The sequence below is a fragment of the Streptococcus nakanonensis genome (assembly GCF_059738785.1).
The window spans coordinates 182,501-198,279 of record NZ_AP027139.1; the positions used below are offsets into that span (position 1 = coordinate 182,501).

Consider the following 15,779-nt stretch of genomic DNA (forward strand, 5'->3'; position numbering starts at 1 on the left):
AAAATTTCTTATGACATAACAAAAAGACAAGGCTTATAAATCTTGTTTTTATTACTATACCGGCGGCCGGGGTCGAACCGGCACGTCCCTTGTGGACAGTTTAAAACTGAGGGACTTTAATCGACACAATGCCTATTAAATCAACATTCCAAAAGATTAATTCTATTGTAAAGAGAATAAAATGAATTTTTTTAGTGTTTTGGGTTGACTTCTGAAAGAATAAATGATAGACTGTTTATATGGGATACAACAAAACTTAAAACATGGAGGTTAAAAATGCGGTCGCACCTAGGAGTACGCCTATCTTATGAGGCAAAGTACTATCTGGAATCTATACAAGCAGTGATTCAGGAAAAGTTAGACGCTAAAATAAATGAACAAGATGTAGAAAATTTAGAAAAAGCAACAAAATCATATTTAAAGGAAATTGACAATGAATTAGGGGCAACTTCAGTAACTTTGATTTTAAAAGCGTCTGCATCAAGTATTTTAGAAGAGGCTTTTGAAAAAACAAAATCTTTAAGTTTGAAAGATTGGCATAAATTAGATAGTGAAATGAAACATTCGATTTCCTCTATTCCAAAGGATAAGGATGTTGGAACCTTATCTGTAAGGTTTTTCTTAGAAAACTCTATCATTACATCATTGGAAGGTTATCAAAAAGAATTTATGACTTCTGAGATGGTGAGGCAAGTCAGATTATCTTATGTCATAAAACTTGTCATTTTTGGGTATTACAAAGAGATAATGCAGTAGAGAATTACAGTTTCTCATGGTAACATTGAGGAACTGTAGCTTAATCACTATTGTTTAATAAAGATACTACAATTATACACAAACACAAAAAGGAGAAAATAAATGAATATTGCAAGAGCCTCGCCCAGAGTAAAGACTAATTGTAATAATAATGCATAGTATCTAAATTTTTAGAGTTTAGTTACTAAAAATATCTAAATTTTCTTGACGATATTTCAATTTTATTTTGTACTTGAGAAGTACAAAATAAATGTACTTTAATTTATAATGAATACAAGGTACAGTACCGCAAAAAATTATGTACCTAATATAGAAAACGAGGTGCTTTATGTTATCAACTAATGTAAATATAATTTGCGAAGAATTACTTCGCAATTGGAAGCCAGAGTATAATGAATTGGAAGAACATTTTAAGCTAAAACTTTCTTCGAGGGATTTTTTTAATAAAATCTATCCTATTCTAGGAAATAAAACAATAAACGACTATATTAAGGAAGAAGTTAAAAAATTAACTGGTGAAGTTTCATGTTATAGATATTCTACTTTCAAAAGAAGAGTTGAGATATTGCTTAGTCATTCTAAAACTTTAAATCTAAATTTTGATATACTGGAAGAAAGTACAATATTGAATGCTTTAGAAAAAGTTAATAGTAATGATATGAAATCTGTATTTGAATTCCTTAAAGCTGATGGTAAGTTTAATACTGATGTTTGGATTGATTACTTAGGTGAACAAGGACAAGTTATTAATATTAATTTTAATGACGAGATTGAACTATTTTCTACTTTGTGTTATATCAGCAATATTATTAGTTACTATGGTGTATTACCGTTCCATGTTGAAAAATCCAACGATGGCGATTTTATCTTATTTAGATGTATTGATTTCTCAAATGAGGTTAGTACTTTTTTTGCTAGCTTAGCTAATCCTTTAGCATCACATTTTATATAATAATAAGTGGCTGGGCAAAAAACTTTAAAATCAAAAAACGCATGATATCAGGTGTTGAAAAACTTGATACTATGCGTTTTATTGTGGGAAGATTTACTTAGTTATCTCCTGAAATAGAGTTTTATCTATTCTTTTTCTTATTTGTTTAAATAATGAATTGCCTGTATGTATTTCTTATTTCTCTCTAAGTCTTTTTCAGTAATTAATGGTAGTCTTGTTAAATCTGAATTATGCCGTAAATCCGCCAACTTTACAACTCTAGCGAGTTCATTTTTCTTTACTAGATTGAGATAAGATTGATAATCTTGTCCTTTTTTCTTTGTGAGTATATCAACGGCTTCTATAATGTTTTTTGAAAAACCTTCCTTTTTTAGGTCTAGTAGGGTTAGTGAAGTATCTTCAATTACATCATGTAGATAGGCGACAGCTTTCTCTTCATCAGTTGCGACAAAACTAGCTACTGTTTCAGGGTGTTTAATGTAGTCAATTCCTGCTCTATCAATTTGTCCAAAGTGTGCTTTTTAGCTACTTCATGTGCTTTTATTACTTGTGATGTATCCATGATTTAATTATAAACTTTCCATTTATAAAACTCAATTACTTTATAGTAAATCATCTAGTTTATCAGCTAAATCCTTTTGCTTACTTGGGTACAAGTGAGAGTAGGTATCAATCGTGGTTGTTATAGAAGCATGTCCTAGTCGCTCTTTTACAACTAGATAATCTTCCCCTTGGTTAATCAGCAGGGAAGCGTGTGAGTGCCTAAAATCGTGTATGCGTATTTTTTTTAGTGTGCTATCACGTTCAAGTATTTTCTTATATTGTTTTTCAACTGCATTTTTTGTAATTGTAATAGGTGAGCCTTGAAACACTTGTAGGGTCATGCTATCACTAGTAAATTGTTCTAATAGGTGTTTTTGTTTCTGTTGCCATTGTTGTAGTTCATGGCTCAATTTCTTATTAATGATAATTCTTCTTGTTCCAGCTTTAGTCTTTGTTGTGCTAACATGACTTATTCCTTTGTTTACATAAACTGATTTTGTAATGTGAATTGTATTGCTTGTAAAATCAATGTCTTGCCATGTTAGTGCTAATGCTTCCCCAAGTCGTAGTCCTGTAAAGAATAGAACAGTAAAGAGTAACTTGATATTATATTCTTCAGTTTCAAACAAGGTTAAAAAATGTTGAAATTCTTTGACTGTCCAAAACTGCATTTTTGTTTTTTCGATTGGCAACTTTTTTATCAAATTTGCTGGATTGGAGGTGTAATAGCCTTTTCGCAAACCAACATCAAAAATCTTTTTGAGTAAAATCATGATTTTGTTGATAGTATTTGTGCTTAACGGTTTATCAGAATTTTTTCCTACTTTTTGCCTAAGATGTTCTCTAAATCGGTAGATGTCTTCATAGGTTAGTTTTCCGACATTATCTACCATAGAAAAATAATCTTTGATGTGTTTGTTGTAATTATTATCTTGTGTATTGATATAGCTTGCTTTTCGATGATTTATACTATCTTCTTCCTTTAGTAGTTCATATAGTATGGGGATAGTTATTTTAGCCCCATAGAAGCGTTCTTTTAACTCTACACTTCGTAAGTAGTGTTCTGCTTCAATAGCTTCTTTTTTTGTCTTATAGCCTTTTCTGACAATTCTACGTTGCTTTAGTGTTATTGGGTCAAAACCGTTGCTAATATCAACTATCCAATTACCGTCTTTACCTTTTCTAATTGCCATATTTTACTCCTTGAGGGTACTGTTTTGAACATCAAAACCGAGTAATTCGCTTACAATAGTAGCAGGTATAGTACCAATTCGTTTATTCTGATAGACTGTAAAGCCTCGTGTTATCAGTAGCTCTTTCCCTTGGCGGATAATACGTTTAGATGTTCCCTCAGAGAAACCAAGGGCAACTAGGTCATTTTTAGTAACAGTTGCTATCATGTAACTTACTCCTTTATTAATCTAGTTTTATTTTCTTATACTTTACATGATTATCGAAATACTGACCGTCTTTATAGACTTTACTAATGTATTCCGTTTCATATAGTACGACTGAACTATCATAATTAAAATCTTCATAAGTATAAAATCTATCTTCATCAGGCTTTTTTAAGTTGCGTGATGAAAAATAGGCTTGCTTTCCGAAGTTTTCCAACAATTCTTGTCCAATCCCTTTTTCAAAATACTTTGTGACATATCGACCGCGATTTTCTTTGCTGTCTACATCAACTTTATTTATCCGTACTGCTCCATGTCCCCAAAGTTCCAAGAGTTGACGGTGTGGTACATAAGGAACGCTGAAAAGCAGAATATGAGCATGCCATGCTCCACGTTTTTGCCTCTCTAATACTGCTATATATTTTAATTTACTTTTCTTGGTATTAAAAATGTGATAATTAAAGCGTTTAATAAAAGTTTTGAGTAAGTCTTTGAAGTGGTTTCTATCGCTGATATTTTTTTTAGTGGTCAATGTAAGAAAAGAAGTTGTATCATCAAAATTGCAATCAACTAGGCGTAATAAGTTCCACTTAGCTTCTAAGCGAGTTTTTTTCATACGCTCCAGACGTTGTTCTTGTTCTTCAGGTGTAAGTTCATCAAATGTTCTACGTTGTGATTTTTCTTTGCTTTTAGTATCAGTATCTAAAATGGATTTTCCTTTTGAAAATATTGGCTTTTCATATTCCCAAATTTCAATATAGGAAGAAGTGCGGACTATTTTTTTATTATATGAGGTCATAAAAAATAGTTCCTTTTAGGTTGGCTTTCGCCAAAAGATTGTCTATATAATAAATAAACTAGGAGGAGCAAAGCTCCTCCCTACTTCTATCATGTGATCCTAAGCACCGCTCCGCTAAACACACTTCCAGCTTGCCGACTGCTTGTCGGCAGTTTTGCTTAGGTACATGATGAGAAGTAGCTATTAAATTTATAGTCGTGGTAATTGTTTTAATATTTTGTCTGTTGCCCAGTCTGTTGAAATGACCTCAAAATGTCCTTGGTCATAAACGAGCAAATCTCCGTTACCAATAAATTGATATTTATTATCTTTGTCAATATATAATGAAAAAGTATCTATACCAATAACATTTTTAGAAATATCAATAGATTCTTTAGGGGTATGCCCAACAATTTGTTTAGGAAAGTCTTGGTTGGGAAGCAGTTCTAATTCTCTAAAATGTGCCCATAAAGGAGAACCCCCAAGAGCTTTCCCACCACGCATTGGTCCTATTGTATAAGCTAGAATATCTAATTCTTCTTCATGCTCTTTGGTATAGAGGTTAAAATGCCATTCTTTTGGGTCAAATATCAGATTGAAACCAGCGTGACTGACTAAATAATCATCTAGTTGATAAGCTACTTGTAATTTCAAATCCTGCAACAATTCTTTAACTGCGAAAAACACTTCTAAATTTTGAATTGAGAAAGGAGCTTGTTCTCCCAGTAAATAATAAGCATCATGATTACCTATAAGATTAATTACATCTATTCCGTTTTGCTCTTTATCTATTTTCCAAGAGTATAAAAAAGTGAGGTCTTTGGCATAAAGTTGGATATTGTTAGTTTGACCATGTAAATCAACGTAATCACCAAGAAAAATGATTCTCTTAATATTATGTGTTTGGATAATTTTGTCAACAATGGGTAAAATCAGTTGAGATTTTAAGTGTAAATCACCAATTAATAACGTCTTCATATATATTCCCCTCTTTATTTTTGATATTAGTCTAAGAATCGAATTAAATTATAGCACATTGTTTCGGTGATAGATAAATAGAACTAATTATTCTTAAGATGTTATTTAATAATTTCCATGAATATCAGACATAGAGTAATATATAGCCATAATATCCTCTAATTGTCTATCGAGCATTTAAGGCATAGATATAAGCTACATAGCAAGCAAAATCCCCAATACGTTTTCTGTCATCGTTAAATTTTTCAAACCAAGCAACATCATTGCCCTGTTCACTTGCTAAACCTTTTAAAATCTTTAGTTGATAAATAACTTTATTGTGAGTAACAGTTCTAGATTCATCGCTGGCAAGTTTCTCTTCTCTTGAGAGTGTGAGCCATTTACCACGTGCAGAGGCATACTCTACGCATAGAAGCACAAATGTTGTCCATTCTTCTTGAAATTCTTTATCAAGTTGATTGGAGGAATTAAGGAGACTAGAATAGATTTGTTCTGCTTCAGAAAATGAAACAATCCCCTTTTCATTCTTAAAATCATCGTAGTTAAAAGTTTGCATTGTAAAACTCCTTTATATATTATCTAATCTTAGCTATTTTGTTACAGGTAAAACATCAGAACAAGCGAACCACAAATTTCCATTGAATTGCCCTACGTTTAAATCTTTAAGACTAACAGGACAAGTTTTATTATTCGTCATCTCTTGAACAGAAGCAGTAGGGGATAATGTATTTACTTTGACTTGTATCATCTCCATAAAAAAATCTGAGTTTTCGTCTTGAATTGACACGTTAAGTCTTAAAGCTACGGGCTTATTAGTCTCTCTGTCTAATACTTCTGTATAGCCTTTTACTGCTAGAAATTTGTTGCCAAGCAGTTCTGGCTTTAAAAAATCATTCAACTTCATGTGTACCTCTTTTCTATCATCGCAGAGCGATGAGGAACAGATATTTTTGCTGAAAATCTATTGAATTTAAGCAAAAATATCTATTGAAATTATTTTAACTTTGTTATATATAATTGTAGTTCTTTTATAAAATCGAATTGTGTTGTATCAAGATAAGGACTTTCCCAATATTGAGCCGTTTCTTTTCCTGAGCCTTGCATGTAAAGATAGCCAGCCCCTTTTACCTCAATTGGCTTTAATTTATCAGGGGTAGCAGAACCAAAGACCATTCGATAACCCTCGCTAGAATTTGCACCAAGAGCAATTCTCAAGCCTAGGTTATCTCTAAGGTCGGTATTTAAGGTTTCGGCTCTCATTTGTTGAGCTGAAATTAGGATAAATACCCCAGCTTGTCGTCCAAGTAGAATGATTTGCTTGATACCGTCCATAACTTCAACTATAACTTCTTTTGATTTTTTATCCGTTCCTGAAGCTTGAAATGCTCCCATTTCATCGAATATCAGCCATATCGGCTTAAAGCCGTGCTCTGAAAAATTTGAAGCGTATTGAAAGTTATCACGCATAATTTGATAGCGTGCCGTCATTGCCTCGACGACTAGTCGAACAATTCGTGCGATATTGTTAGGGTTTGTAGATACATATTTATCTCCAATATAGTGTGACAAACTGCCTAAATCACTATTTTTAGGGTCAGCAATATAGACTGTTGATTGCCGTTTGAGAAGTTCTAAAATCAGGAAAGATATGAAGACAGACTTTCCGCTCCCTGTTCCTCCTGATACTAAAATATGTGGGCATTTTATTGGGTTGTAATTTACACCATATCCTAAATCTATATCAAGGCTATCTATCTCTCGTCTTTGGTTGTGAGATTGTAGAACTAACCTTTTTGGTTTTATGTAATAGAAATGATACTCTGCAACACTAGCCCGAAGAATCTTCTCGTCAAGCTCTAGTCCAAGCGCGCCACAAAGCACATCATCAAGAGCTTGAAGTTTTTTTGTAAATTCATCGCCCGTTATAAGAGCTTTGATAAGAACATGACCTTTTTGTCTATCTATCTCGTATTCTAATGCTGCACTTCTGATGATTTTTTCATAGCCTGAACTATCTTTAGATGTGGTATAAAGTCTGTTTGTGTGGAGTACATAAAGTAAGCTCTCACGTATAATAAGGTAATACTCTAAGTTATATCGAAAAATTTTTATTTTCAGATGAATTTTATAGATAATAAATCCACCTAAAAATATGAAGAGAATTTGAACAAAAGTTGGAGCCCTTATATTGGCAATAATAGCACATATAATGCAGATAGTGAGTGCTATTATTGAAAAATGTACTGTCTTCAATTTACTACTAGTAATAATATAAGTTTTGGTTAAATCAGCACTTTGTCTTAATTTAAACATATTAGTTAGATACCTTTTATTTTATCTAAAAGCTCTTTTAAAAGTTCGTAAAACCCTAAGAGCTTGATTTTTGCGAAATAATATGTTGAGATAAGCAGTGGAATACACCCAAGGATAAGGATAGAATTCGAAAAGAAATGTCCTTGAGGGAATATAAAAATTGCTATGCCAGCTAATATCATAAATCCTAAAAGAAATAGATATGCTTTTAAATTATCACTCATTTCATTACCTCCTATAATGAGCAATTATTTTAAGGAAAACTATAAAGATATAGTCGCCGCTAAAATAGCGTGGTCGGGGAAACTGACTTTATTTTGATAATCAGGATTTTCTAAGAATCTCCAAGAATAACACACATTAGAAATAGGAATATTTCCTATAATATGGTCTAATTTACAATATTTCCAAGAGGTTTCCTCAGAGGGAGTATGTACGGTTAGGCCTGCTTTATTCATTTCAGACTTAAGCAATGGATAAGAGTAAAACTCCCTAGCTTTGCCCTGATAGGAATGAATATCGTCATTCTGTTTGAAATAGCCATTATTAAAGTCACCTAGAACAATTGTATTTTCATGTGTTGCGGGTAAATTTGAGATTAGTTTATCTAGTTGCGATTTTCGATGTTTGAAATCTTGAAAAATGTTTTCTCCACCGACCTTGATACGAACTCCAATAATGTTTAATTCTTGTCCTTCAATTGTCACTCTAACGTGTAAAAAGTTTGGATTATTATCATCATTATCGATAGTAATGACTTGGCAATCATTAACTAAATCATTCTTTATGGCAATAATGATTTCATTTCCAAAACCAATAGTACGCACATCTTCAAAAATTGTATAACCATTAGTTTGTAGGTTAGAACAAAATTGAGAATGATTATCTGTTTTCACATACTCTGTCAGACAGATAATATGTGCTTCTAATCGAATCAGTTCTTTGCACACCATATCTGGGATTAGCATCCCCTTTTTAGAACGCAAATTTATGTTCCATGTGACTGCTTTTAATTTTTTCATATATAAATAAACCTTTCTATTCTATTAGTAAATCAGCAAGAGGAGGAGAACTCCTCCTGCTAGTCGTTCAAGCCGTCAAAGATTTCTCCTTGTTCCTGTTCATCATCATAATAGCTTTCCAATTCTTCATAGAAGTAATCTAAAGCTTCCTGTTCCAATCCGTTCATACTAGTTACCTCCTTTCTTTAAACTAGCTAATAACTAGTTATTTTCTATAAAAAGAGTATACAACAAAAAAAATAATTTGGCAAGCAAAAAAGCTAGTAAATAGGTATTTTTTTTGCTAAAATAAAATTAAATAAATGGAGGAGAGTTATCAATGGAGAAACAAATAGCTTTTTATATGACAAAACGCTCATCGGATGAATTAGACGAAATCCAAAAAATTATTGCTGAGAAAGAAGGTCGAGTAACTAAGGCTTACATCCTAAATCAAGCAATTTATAAGTACTATGAGTACATAAAAGAATATTATGAAATTGATGAAGAAATAAAATAGGTGAATACGCGAATTCCTAAAAAGTTACTAAAAATAAAAATTTTGTTTTTTTAAATAATATAAATGGGTTTTTATAACATTGATTATGCTGACTTATAAAGATATAAAATCTTAAACACCAAAGCCTGCTGGGCTCAAAATCCAGTGTCCGCAAGGACGTGCCGGTTCGACCCCGGCCGCCGGTATAGTATAGCGATAAGGAACGTTGTAAGTCTTCGTTCCTTTTTTATATTATTTTTGGTATAATAATACTTATCCAAATTTTATTTAGATTAAGAAAGTGTAGGATAGTATGTCTCGTTCTATCGATTTATTAAAACATCGGTATTTGAAAAATATTAAAGAAAATCCTGAATTGTTTGTCGGAATTGAGTTGGAGTATCCTGTTGCAAATTTAGAAGGGGATGCTACAAATGTTGAAATTATAAAGGATCTATTTCATTATTTAGTTTCCGCTCTGGATTTCACTGTAGAAAAGGTAGATGATTTTGGCAATCCTATCCAGTTAGTAGATCCGATAAGTCAGGATGCTATTTTATTTGAAGTTTCCTATACAACGATTGAGTTTGCATTTGGTAAGGCTGAAACGATTCAAGAGGTCGAAAATCGTTTCAATAATTATATGGATGTAATTCAGAGACAATTAGGCGAATCCAATCATGCTATCGTTGGTTGCGGTATTCATCCCAACTGGGATAAAAATGAGAATTGTCCAGTGGCTTATCCACGCTATCAGATGTTGATGGATTATTTGAATTTGAGTAGAAATATTACTAAATCAGATTTACATCATTTCCCTGAATATGGTGCTTTTATCTGTGGAAGTCAGGTTCAGCTGGATGTTTCAAAATCCAATTACTTACGGGTGATTAATGCTTTTACTCAAATTGAAGCAGTTAAGGCATATTTATTTGCCAATTCTGAGTTTTCAGGTGCAGATTGGGATACGAAAATTGCAAGGGATATTTTCTGGGAAGAATCCATGCATGGTCTCTATCCAGAAAATGTTGGGGTTAATGCTAGACTCTTTAACGGTGAGGATGATTTTTTTGACTATCTAGGTCATTCTGCGATTTTTACTGCGGAACGTGATGGACAAACCTATTATTTTTATCCGATTCAGGCAAGGGACTATTTGGCTACACCTGAAATTCAAGCATATGCACTTAATGGGGATGAGATTATTATTTACCCTCAAGAGAAGGATTTTGAAACTCATCGTAGTTATCAGTACCAAGACTTAACGACTCGAGGAACGGTTGAGTTTCGTAGTGTGTGTACACAGCCACTTGATAGGACTTTTGCTTCTGCAGCCTTTCATTTGGGATTATTAGTTAATTTAGAGAAACTTGAATCTTACTTAGAAATCGCACCTTTCTTTAAGAAATTTGGTTGTGATTATAAGTTTTTAAGACGACAATTTTCTAAGAAAAAGCTTACAGATGAGGAAGAAACTACGATTATTGAATTTTCCAAAGACTTACTTCTGTTAGCTGAGGAAGGATTGAAGATGAGAAATAAACAAGAAATGATTTATTTACAGCCTTTGAAAGAAGAATTGGAACTATAATTTCTTTTATAAAGGGAGAATTTTCTGAAAAATCATGATATAATGGAAGAGACTATAGATAAAGGATAGAGAGTAATGACATTAGTTTATCAATCAACGCGTGATGCCAACAATACAGTAACTGCCAGCCAAGCTATTTTGCAAGGTTTGGCGACGGACGGCGGTTTGTTTACACCGCTTACTTATCCAAAGGTAGATTTGGACTTTGACAAATTGAAAGATGCTTCTTATCAGGAAGTTGCTAAGCTTGTTTTGTCAGCATTTTTAGATGACTTTACAGCTGAGGAGTTGGACTACTGTATCAACAATGCTTACGATAGCAAGTTTGATACTCCAGCTATCGCACCATTAGTGAAATTAGACGGCCAATATAATCTGGAGCTTTTCCATGGTTCAACAATTGCCTTTAAGGATATGGCCTTGTCTATTTTGCCATACTTTATGACAACAGCTGCTAAGAAGCATGGCTTGGAGAACAAGATTGTCATCTTAACAGCTACATCTGGTGATACTGGGAAAGCTGCTATGGCAGGGTTTGCGGATGTTCCTGGTACTGAGATTATCGTCTTTTATCCAAAAGATGGTGTCAGCAAGGTACAAGAGTTGCAAATGACCACTCAGACTGGCGACAATACTCATGTTATCGCTATTGATGGTAACTTTGATGATGCCCAAACTAATGTGAAGCATATGTTTAACGATGTGGCTCTTCGTGAGAAGTTGGCAGCCAACAAGTTGCAATTTTCATCTGCTAACTCTATGAATATCGGTCGTTTGGTGCCACAGATTGTTTATTATGTTTATGCCTATGCTCAGTTGGTCAAGACTGGTGAGATCGTGGCTGGTGATGAGATTAACTTCACAGTACCAACAGGAAACTTTGGAAATATCTTGGCTGCCTTTTATGCCAAACAAATCGGTCTTCCAGTTGGTAAATTGATCTGTGCTTCAAATGACAACAATGTTTTGACAGACTTCTTCAAGACACGTGTTTACGACAAGAAGCGTGAGTTTAAGGTAACAACTAGTCCATCTATGGATATTTTGGTATCTTCAAACTTGGAGCGTTTGATTTTCCATCTTTTGGGAAATGACGCTGAAAAGACAGCTGAACTCATGAATGCTTTGAATAGCCAAGGTCAATATGAGTTGACAGACTTTGATACAGAGATTCTTAACCTCTTTGCAGCTGAATATGCGACTGAGGAAGAAACAGCGGCAGAAATCAAGCGTATTTATGAGTCAGATTCTTATATCGAGGATCCTCATACAGCGGTTGCTTCGGCAGTTTATAAGAAATACCAAGCGGCTACTGGCGATGTGACTAAGACAGTGATTGCTTCAACAGCGAGTCCATACAAGTTCCCAGTAGTTGCAGTAGAAGCGGTAACAGGAAAAGCAGGCTTGACTGACTTTGAAGCCTTGGCTCAATTACATGAAATCTCAGGAGTGGCTGTGCCACCTGCAGTTGATGGGCTTGAGATAGCTCCTGTTCGTCATAAGACAACAGTGGCAGCTGCTGATATGCAAGTAGCGGTTGAGGCTTATTTAGGACTTTAAGACAGAGGAAGTAAACTCGGTTGGGAAACCAACTGAGTTTCTTTTCATCAGGAGGAAGGATTGTTTAAGAAAAATAAAGACATTCTTAATATTGCCTTGCCGGCTATGGGCGAAAACTTTTTGCAAATGCTCATGGGGATGGTGGATAGTTATTTGGTTGCTCATTTAGGATTGATTGCCATTTCGGGTGTATCAGTAGCTGGCAATATTATCACGATTTATCAGGCTATTTTCATTGCTCTGGGAGCGGCTATTTCTAGTGTTATTTCAAAAAGTTTGGGGCAGAAGGATCAGTCTAAGTTAGCCTATCATGTGACTGAGGCCTTGAAGATTACCTTATTATTAAGTTTCCTTTTAGGAGCTTTGTCCCTCTTCGCTGGTCAAGAGATGATAGGACTTTTGGGGACGGAGAGGGATGTAGCTGAGAGTGGTGGACTCTACCTATCCTTGGTAGGCGGATCGATTGTTCTCTTAGGTTTAATGACTAGTTTTGGTGCCTTGATTCGTGCAACGCATAATCCACGTTTGCCTCTCTATGTGAGTCTTTTATCCAATGCCTTGAATATTCTTTTTTCAAGTATAGCTATTTTTGTTCTGGATATGGGGATAGCTGGTGTTGCTTGGGGGACAATTCTGTCTCGTTTGGTAGGTCTTGTGATTTTATGGTCGAAATTAAAGTTGCCTTATGCGAGGCCAACTTTTGGACTGGATAAAGACTTACTGACTTTGGCAATACCAGCAGCTGGAGAGCGGCTTATGATGCGAGCTGGAGATGTCGTCATCATTGCCTTGGTTGTTTCTTTTGGAACGGAGGCGGTGGCTGGAAATGCAGTCGGAGAAGTCTTGACCCAGTTTAACTATATGCCTGCCTTTGGCGTAGCTACGGCAACAGTCATGCAAGTGGCTCGAGCGGTTGGAGAAGATGATTGGAAAAGAGTCGCTAGTTTGAGCAAGCAAACCTTTTGGCTTTCTCTGGTCCTCATGTTACCCTTGACCTTCAGTATCTATGCTTTGGGTATACCCCTAACTCATCTCTATACAACTGATTCTCTAGCGGTGGAGGCTAGTGTTCTAGTGACACTTTTTTCACTACTTGGTACTCCTATGACGATAGGAACAGTCATCTATACAGCAGTCTGGCAGGGTTTGGGCAATGCTCGGCTTCCCTTTTATGCGACAAGTATAGGAATGTGGTTTATCCGCATTGGAACAGGATATCTGATGGGGATTGTGCTTGGTTGGGGCTTGCCTGGTATTTGGGCAGGGACTCTCTTGGATAATGGTTTTCGCTGGTTATTTCTACGCTATCGTTACCAGCGCTATATGAGCTTGAAAGGATAGGAAATGCAAAAAACAGCTTTTATTTGGGATTTAGACGGGACTTTATTGGACTCTTACGAAGCGATTTTATCAGGGATTGAGGAGACTTTTGGTCAGTTTTCTATTCCTTATGATAAGGAGAAGGTGAGAGAGTTTATCCTCAAGTATTCGGTGCAAGATTTGCTTGTGCAGGTGGCAGAAGAGCGAAAACTGGATGTCGAGGTGCTAAATCAGGTGCGTGCCCAGAGTCTGGCTGAGAAGAATGCTCAGGTCGTTTTGATGCCAGGTGCGCGTGAGGTGTTGGATTGGGCAGACCAAGTAGGGATTCGGAACTTTGTTTACACTCATAAGGGGAACAACGCTTTTACCATTCTCAGAGACTTGGGGTTGGAGTCCTATTTTACAGAGATTCTAACCAGTCAGAGTGACTTTGCGCGCAAGCCTAATCCGGAAGCGGCTACCTATCTGTTAGACAAGCATCAGTTGGATCCTGACAATACTTATTATATAGGGGATCGGACTCTGGATGTGGAATTTGCCCAGAATAGTGGGATTCAAAGTATCAACTTTTTAGAGTCGACTTATGAAGGAAATCACAGGATTCAAGGGTTAGCAGATATTCCTTACATTTTTGGGGATTGGGAACGATAAGATTGTGTCAGTTTTGTGACAGAGACCTAACAAACTGTTTCAAGTAACCGAGTTTGTTACAATGAATAGACAGTTCTGTTAATAGGCCCGAGAGGGCTTTTTTTCTGCATTTTTTGTGTTATGATAGATAGGTACTTATTTGAAAGGAATTTGAAAGAATGAAGAAAAGAATATTATTAGCCTCAACGGTAGCCTTGTCATTTGCCCCAGTATTGGCAACTCAAGCAGAAGAAGTTCTTTGGACTGCACGTAGTGTTGAGCAAATCCAAAATGATTTGACTAAAACGGATAACAAAACAAGTTATACCGTTCAGTACGGTGATACCTTGAGCACCATTGCAGAAGCCCTGGGTGTAGATGTTACAGTTCTTGCGAATTTGAATAAAATCACTAATATGGACTTGATTTTCCCAGAAACTGTTTTGACAACGACTGTTAATGAAGCTGAAGAAGTAACAGAAGTTGAAATCCAAACTCCTCAAGCAGACTCTAGTGAAGAAGTGACAACTGCGACAGCAGATTTGACAACCAATCAAGTAACTGTAGATGATCAAACTGTTCAAGTTGCAGATCTTTCTCAACCAATTGCAGAAGCTCCAAAAGCGGTAGAAACTACAAGTACAAAAGAAGTAGCAACAAGTTCAGAAGTTACAGAGACAGTGACTGCTACAGAAGAAGTGGCACCATCTACAGGAACTTCTGTCCCAGCGGAGCAAACAGCCGAAACAAGTAGTGCAGTTGCAGAAGCAGCTCCTCAGGCAATGACTTTAGCTGAGAAGCAGGAAACACAAGTAAGCCCTCAAGCTAAGTCAGCAGTGGAACCAACTACAACTCTAGTAGAAGAAAAAGCAACTGCAACAAACTCAGAAGAAGTATCATCATCAAGTGAAGCTACACCAGTAGTTTCTACTTATCAACCAGAAGAGACGAAAACAGTTTCAACGACTTACGTTGCACCAGCTGCGCCCGATTATGCTGGACTGGCACTAGCGAAATCTGAAAATGCAGGTCTTCAACCACAAACAGCTGCCTTTAAAGAAGAAATTGCTAACTTGTTTGGTATCACATCCTTCAGCGGTTACCGTCCAGGAGACAGTGGAGATCACGGAAAAGGTTTGGCTATTGACTTTATGGTATCAGAAAATTCAGAACTAGGGGATAAGATTGCGGAATACGCTATTCAAAACATGGCTAGCCGCGGCATTAGTTATATCATCTGGAAACAACGTTTCTATGCTCCATTCAATAGCAAATATGGACCAGCTAATACTTGGAATCCAATGCCAGATCGTGGTAGCGTGACAGAAAACCACTATGACCACGTTCACGTTTCAATGAATGGATAAACCAGACTGTGTAATATCATTTTGACGAATGAGATCTAGCTTTCGTGATAGGAAGCGAGTTTCGTTCGTTTTTTTCTTTGTCAGACTCTTCGAA

The 15,779-nt window shown here is 35.6% G+C and carries 17 protein-coding genes; 8 read left to right on the plus strand and 9 right to left on the minus strand.

What is annotated here, in order from left to right; translation table 11 throughout:
* The first annotated feature begins 276 nt into the window (after positions 1 to 276).
* On the plus strand, positions 277 to 756 hold the full coding sequence (locus AC6I9F_RS00980) for a hypothetical protein (RefSeq protein WP_153209897.1): 480 nt from the start codon (positions 277 to 279) through the stop codon (positions 754 to 756).
* 328 nt (positions 757 to 1,084) lie between these two features.
* Positions 1,085 to 1,708 (plus strand): hypothetical protein, encoded by a 624-nt coding sequence (locus AC6I9F_RS00985; RefSeq protein ID WP_498022235.1) that lies wholly within the window; start codon positions 1,085 to 1,087, stop codon positions 1,706 to 1,708.
* Positions 1,709 to 2,310: 602 nt separating this feature from the next.
* On the opposite strand, the gene AC6I9F_RS00990 is transcribed toward AC6I9F_RS00985, so the two are convergent.
* The 9 genes from AC6I9F_RS00990 to AC6I9F_RS01030 all read right to left on the minus strand — a co-directional run bounded on the left by AC6I9F_RS00990 (position 2,311) and on the right by AC6I9F_RS01030 (position 8,739).
* Positions 2,311 to 3,444 carry a site-specific integrase gene (locus AC6I9F_RS00990; protein ID WP_485693933.1) on the minus strand — a complete coding sequence of 378 codons (1,134 nt, stop codon included), beginning with the start codon at positions 3,442 to 3,444 and terminating at the stop codon, positions 2,311 to 2,313.
* 3 nt (positions 3,445 to 3,447) lie between these two features.
* The gene (locus AC6I9F_RS00995; RefSeq protein WP_000562210.1) at positions 3,448 to 3,651 is read right to left on the minus strand and encodes a DUF3173 domain-containing protein; all 204 of its coding nucleotides are present in this window, start codon (positions 3,649 to 3,651) and stop codon (positions 3,448 to 3,450) included.
* Positions 3,652 to 3,667: 16 nt separating this feature from the next.
* A complete protein-coding gene (locus AC6I9F_RS01000; protein WP_153209893.1) occupies positions 3,668 to 4,447 on the minus strand; it encodes a rolling circle replication-associated protein in 780 nt (259 codons plus the stop codon).
* A 189-nt stretch (positions 4,448 to 4,636) separates the two neighbouring features.
* Positions 4,637 to 5,404 (minus strand): metallophosphoesterase family protein, encoded by a 768-nt coding sequence (locus AC6I9F_RS01005; protein WP_000854384.1) that lies wholly within the window; start codon positions 5,402 to 5,404, stop codon positions 4,637 to 4,639.
* Between the two features lie 166 nt (positions 5,405 to 5,570).
* On the minus strand, positions 5,571 to 5,960 hold the full coding sequence (locus AC6I9F_RS01010; protein WP_054387492.1) for a hypothetical protein: 390 nt from the start codon (positions 5,958 to 5,960) through the stop codon (positions 5,571 to 5,573).
* Positions 5,961 to 5,993: 33 nt separating this feature from the next.
* Entirely contained in the window at positions 5,994 to 6,308 is a 315-nt protein-coding gene (locus AC6I9F_RS01015) for a hypothetical protein (RefSeq protein ID WP_000772801.1), read from the minus strand.
* An 89-nt stretch (positions 6,309 to 6,397) separates the two neighbouring features.
* On the minus strand, positions 6,398 to 7,717 hold the full coding sequence (locus tag AC6I9F_RS01020; RefSeq protein WP_498022238.1) for an FtsK/SpoIIIE domain-containing protein: 1,320 nt from the start codon (positions 7,715 to 7,717) through the stop codon (positions 6,398 to 6,400).
* A gap of 5 nt (positions 7,718 to 7,722) precedes the next feature.
* A complete protein-coding gene (locus AC6I9F_RS01025) occupies positions 7,723 to 7,941 on the minus strand; it encodes a hypothetical protein (protein WP_054387490.1) in 219 nt (72 codons plus the stop codon).
* A 39-nt stretch (positions 7,942 to 7,980) separates the two neighbouring features.
* A complete protein-coding gene (locus tag AC6I9F_RS01030) occupies positions 7,981 to 8,739 on the minus strand; it encodes an endonuclease/exonuclease/phosphatase family protein (protein WP_054387489.1) in 759 nt (252 codons plus the stop codon).
* A 319-nt stretch (positions 8,740 to 9,058) separates the two neighbouring features.
* On the opposite strand from AC6I9F_RS01030, the gene AC6I9F_RS01035 reads away from it, so the two are divergent.
* The 6 genes from AC6I9F_RS01035 to AC6I9F_RS01060 all read left to right on the plus strand — a co-directional run bounded on the left by AC6I9F_RS01035 (position 9,059) and on the right by AC6I9F_RS01060 (position 15,685).
* Positions 9,059 to 9,238, plus strand: a complete 180-nt coding sequence (locus AC6I9F_RS01035) for a hypothetical protein (protein ID WP_054387488.1) — start codon at positions 9,059 to 9,061, stop codon at positions 9,236 to 9,238.
* A gap of 292 nt (positions 9,239 to 9,530) precedes the next feature.
* Positions 9,531 to 10,808 carry a glutamate-cysteine ligase family protein gene (locus AC6I9F_RS01040; protein WP_498022240.1) on the plus strand — a complete coding sequence of 426 codons (1,278 nt, stop codon included), beginning with the start codon at positions 9,531 to 9,533 and terminating at the stop codon, positions 10,806 to 10,808.
* A gap of 75 nt (positions 10,809 to 10,883) precedes the next feature.
* Positions 10,884 to 12,368, plus strand: coding sequence for a threonine synthase (gene thrC, locus AC6I9F_RS01045; protein ID WP_173229778.1), 1,485 nt, complete (start codon positions 10,884 to 10,886; stop codon positions 12,366 to 12,368).
* A 60-nt stretch (positions 12,369 to 12,428) separates the two neighbouring features.
* Positions 12,429 to 13,709, plus strand: coding sequence for an MATE family efflux transporter (locus AC6I9F_RS01050; RefSeq protein WP_498022242.1), 1,281 nt, complete (start codon positions 12,429 to 12,431; stop codon positions 13,707 to 13,709).
* Between the two features lie 3 nt (positions 13,710 to 13,712).
* Entirely contained in the window at positions 13,713 to 14,339 is a 627-nt protein-coding gene (locus AC6I9F_RS01055; protein ID WP_498022244.1) for an HAD family hydrolase, read from the plus strand.
* A 158-nt stretch (positions 14,340 to 14,497) separates the two neighbouring features.
* The gene (locus tag AC6I9F_RS01060) at positions 14,498 to 15,685 is read left to right on the plus strand and encodes a LysM peptidoglycan-binding domain-containing protein (protein ID WP_498022246.1); all 1,188 of its coding nucleotides are present in this window, start codon (positions 14,498 to 14,500) and stop codon (positions 15,683 to 15,685) included.
* Positions 15,686 to 15,779: the final 94 nt, after the last annotated feature.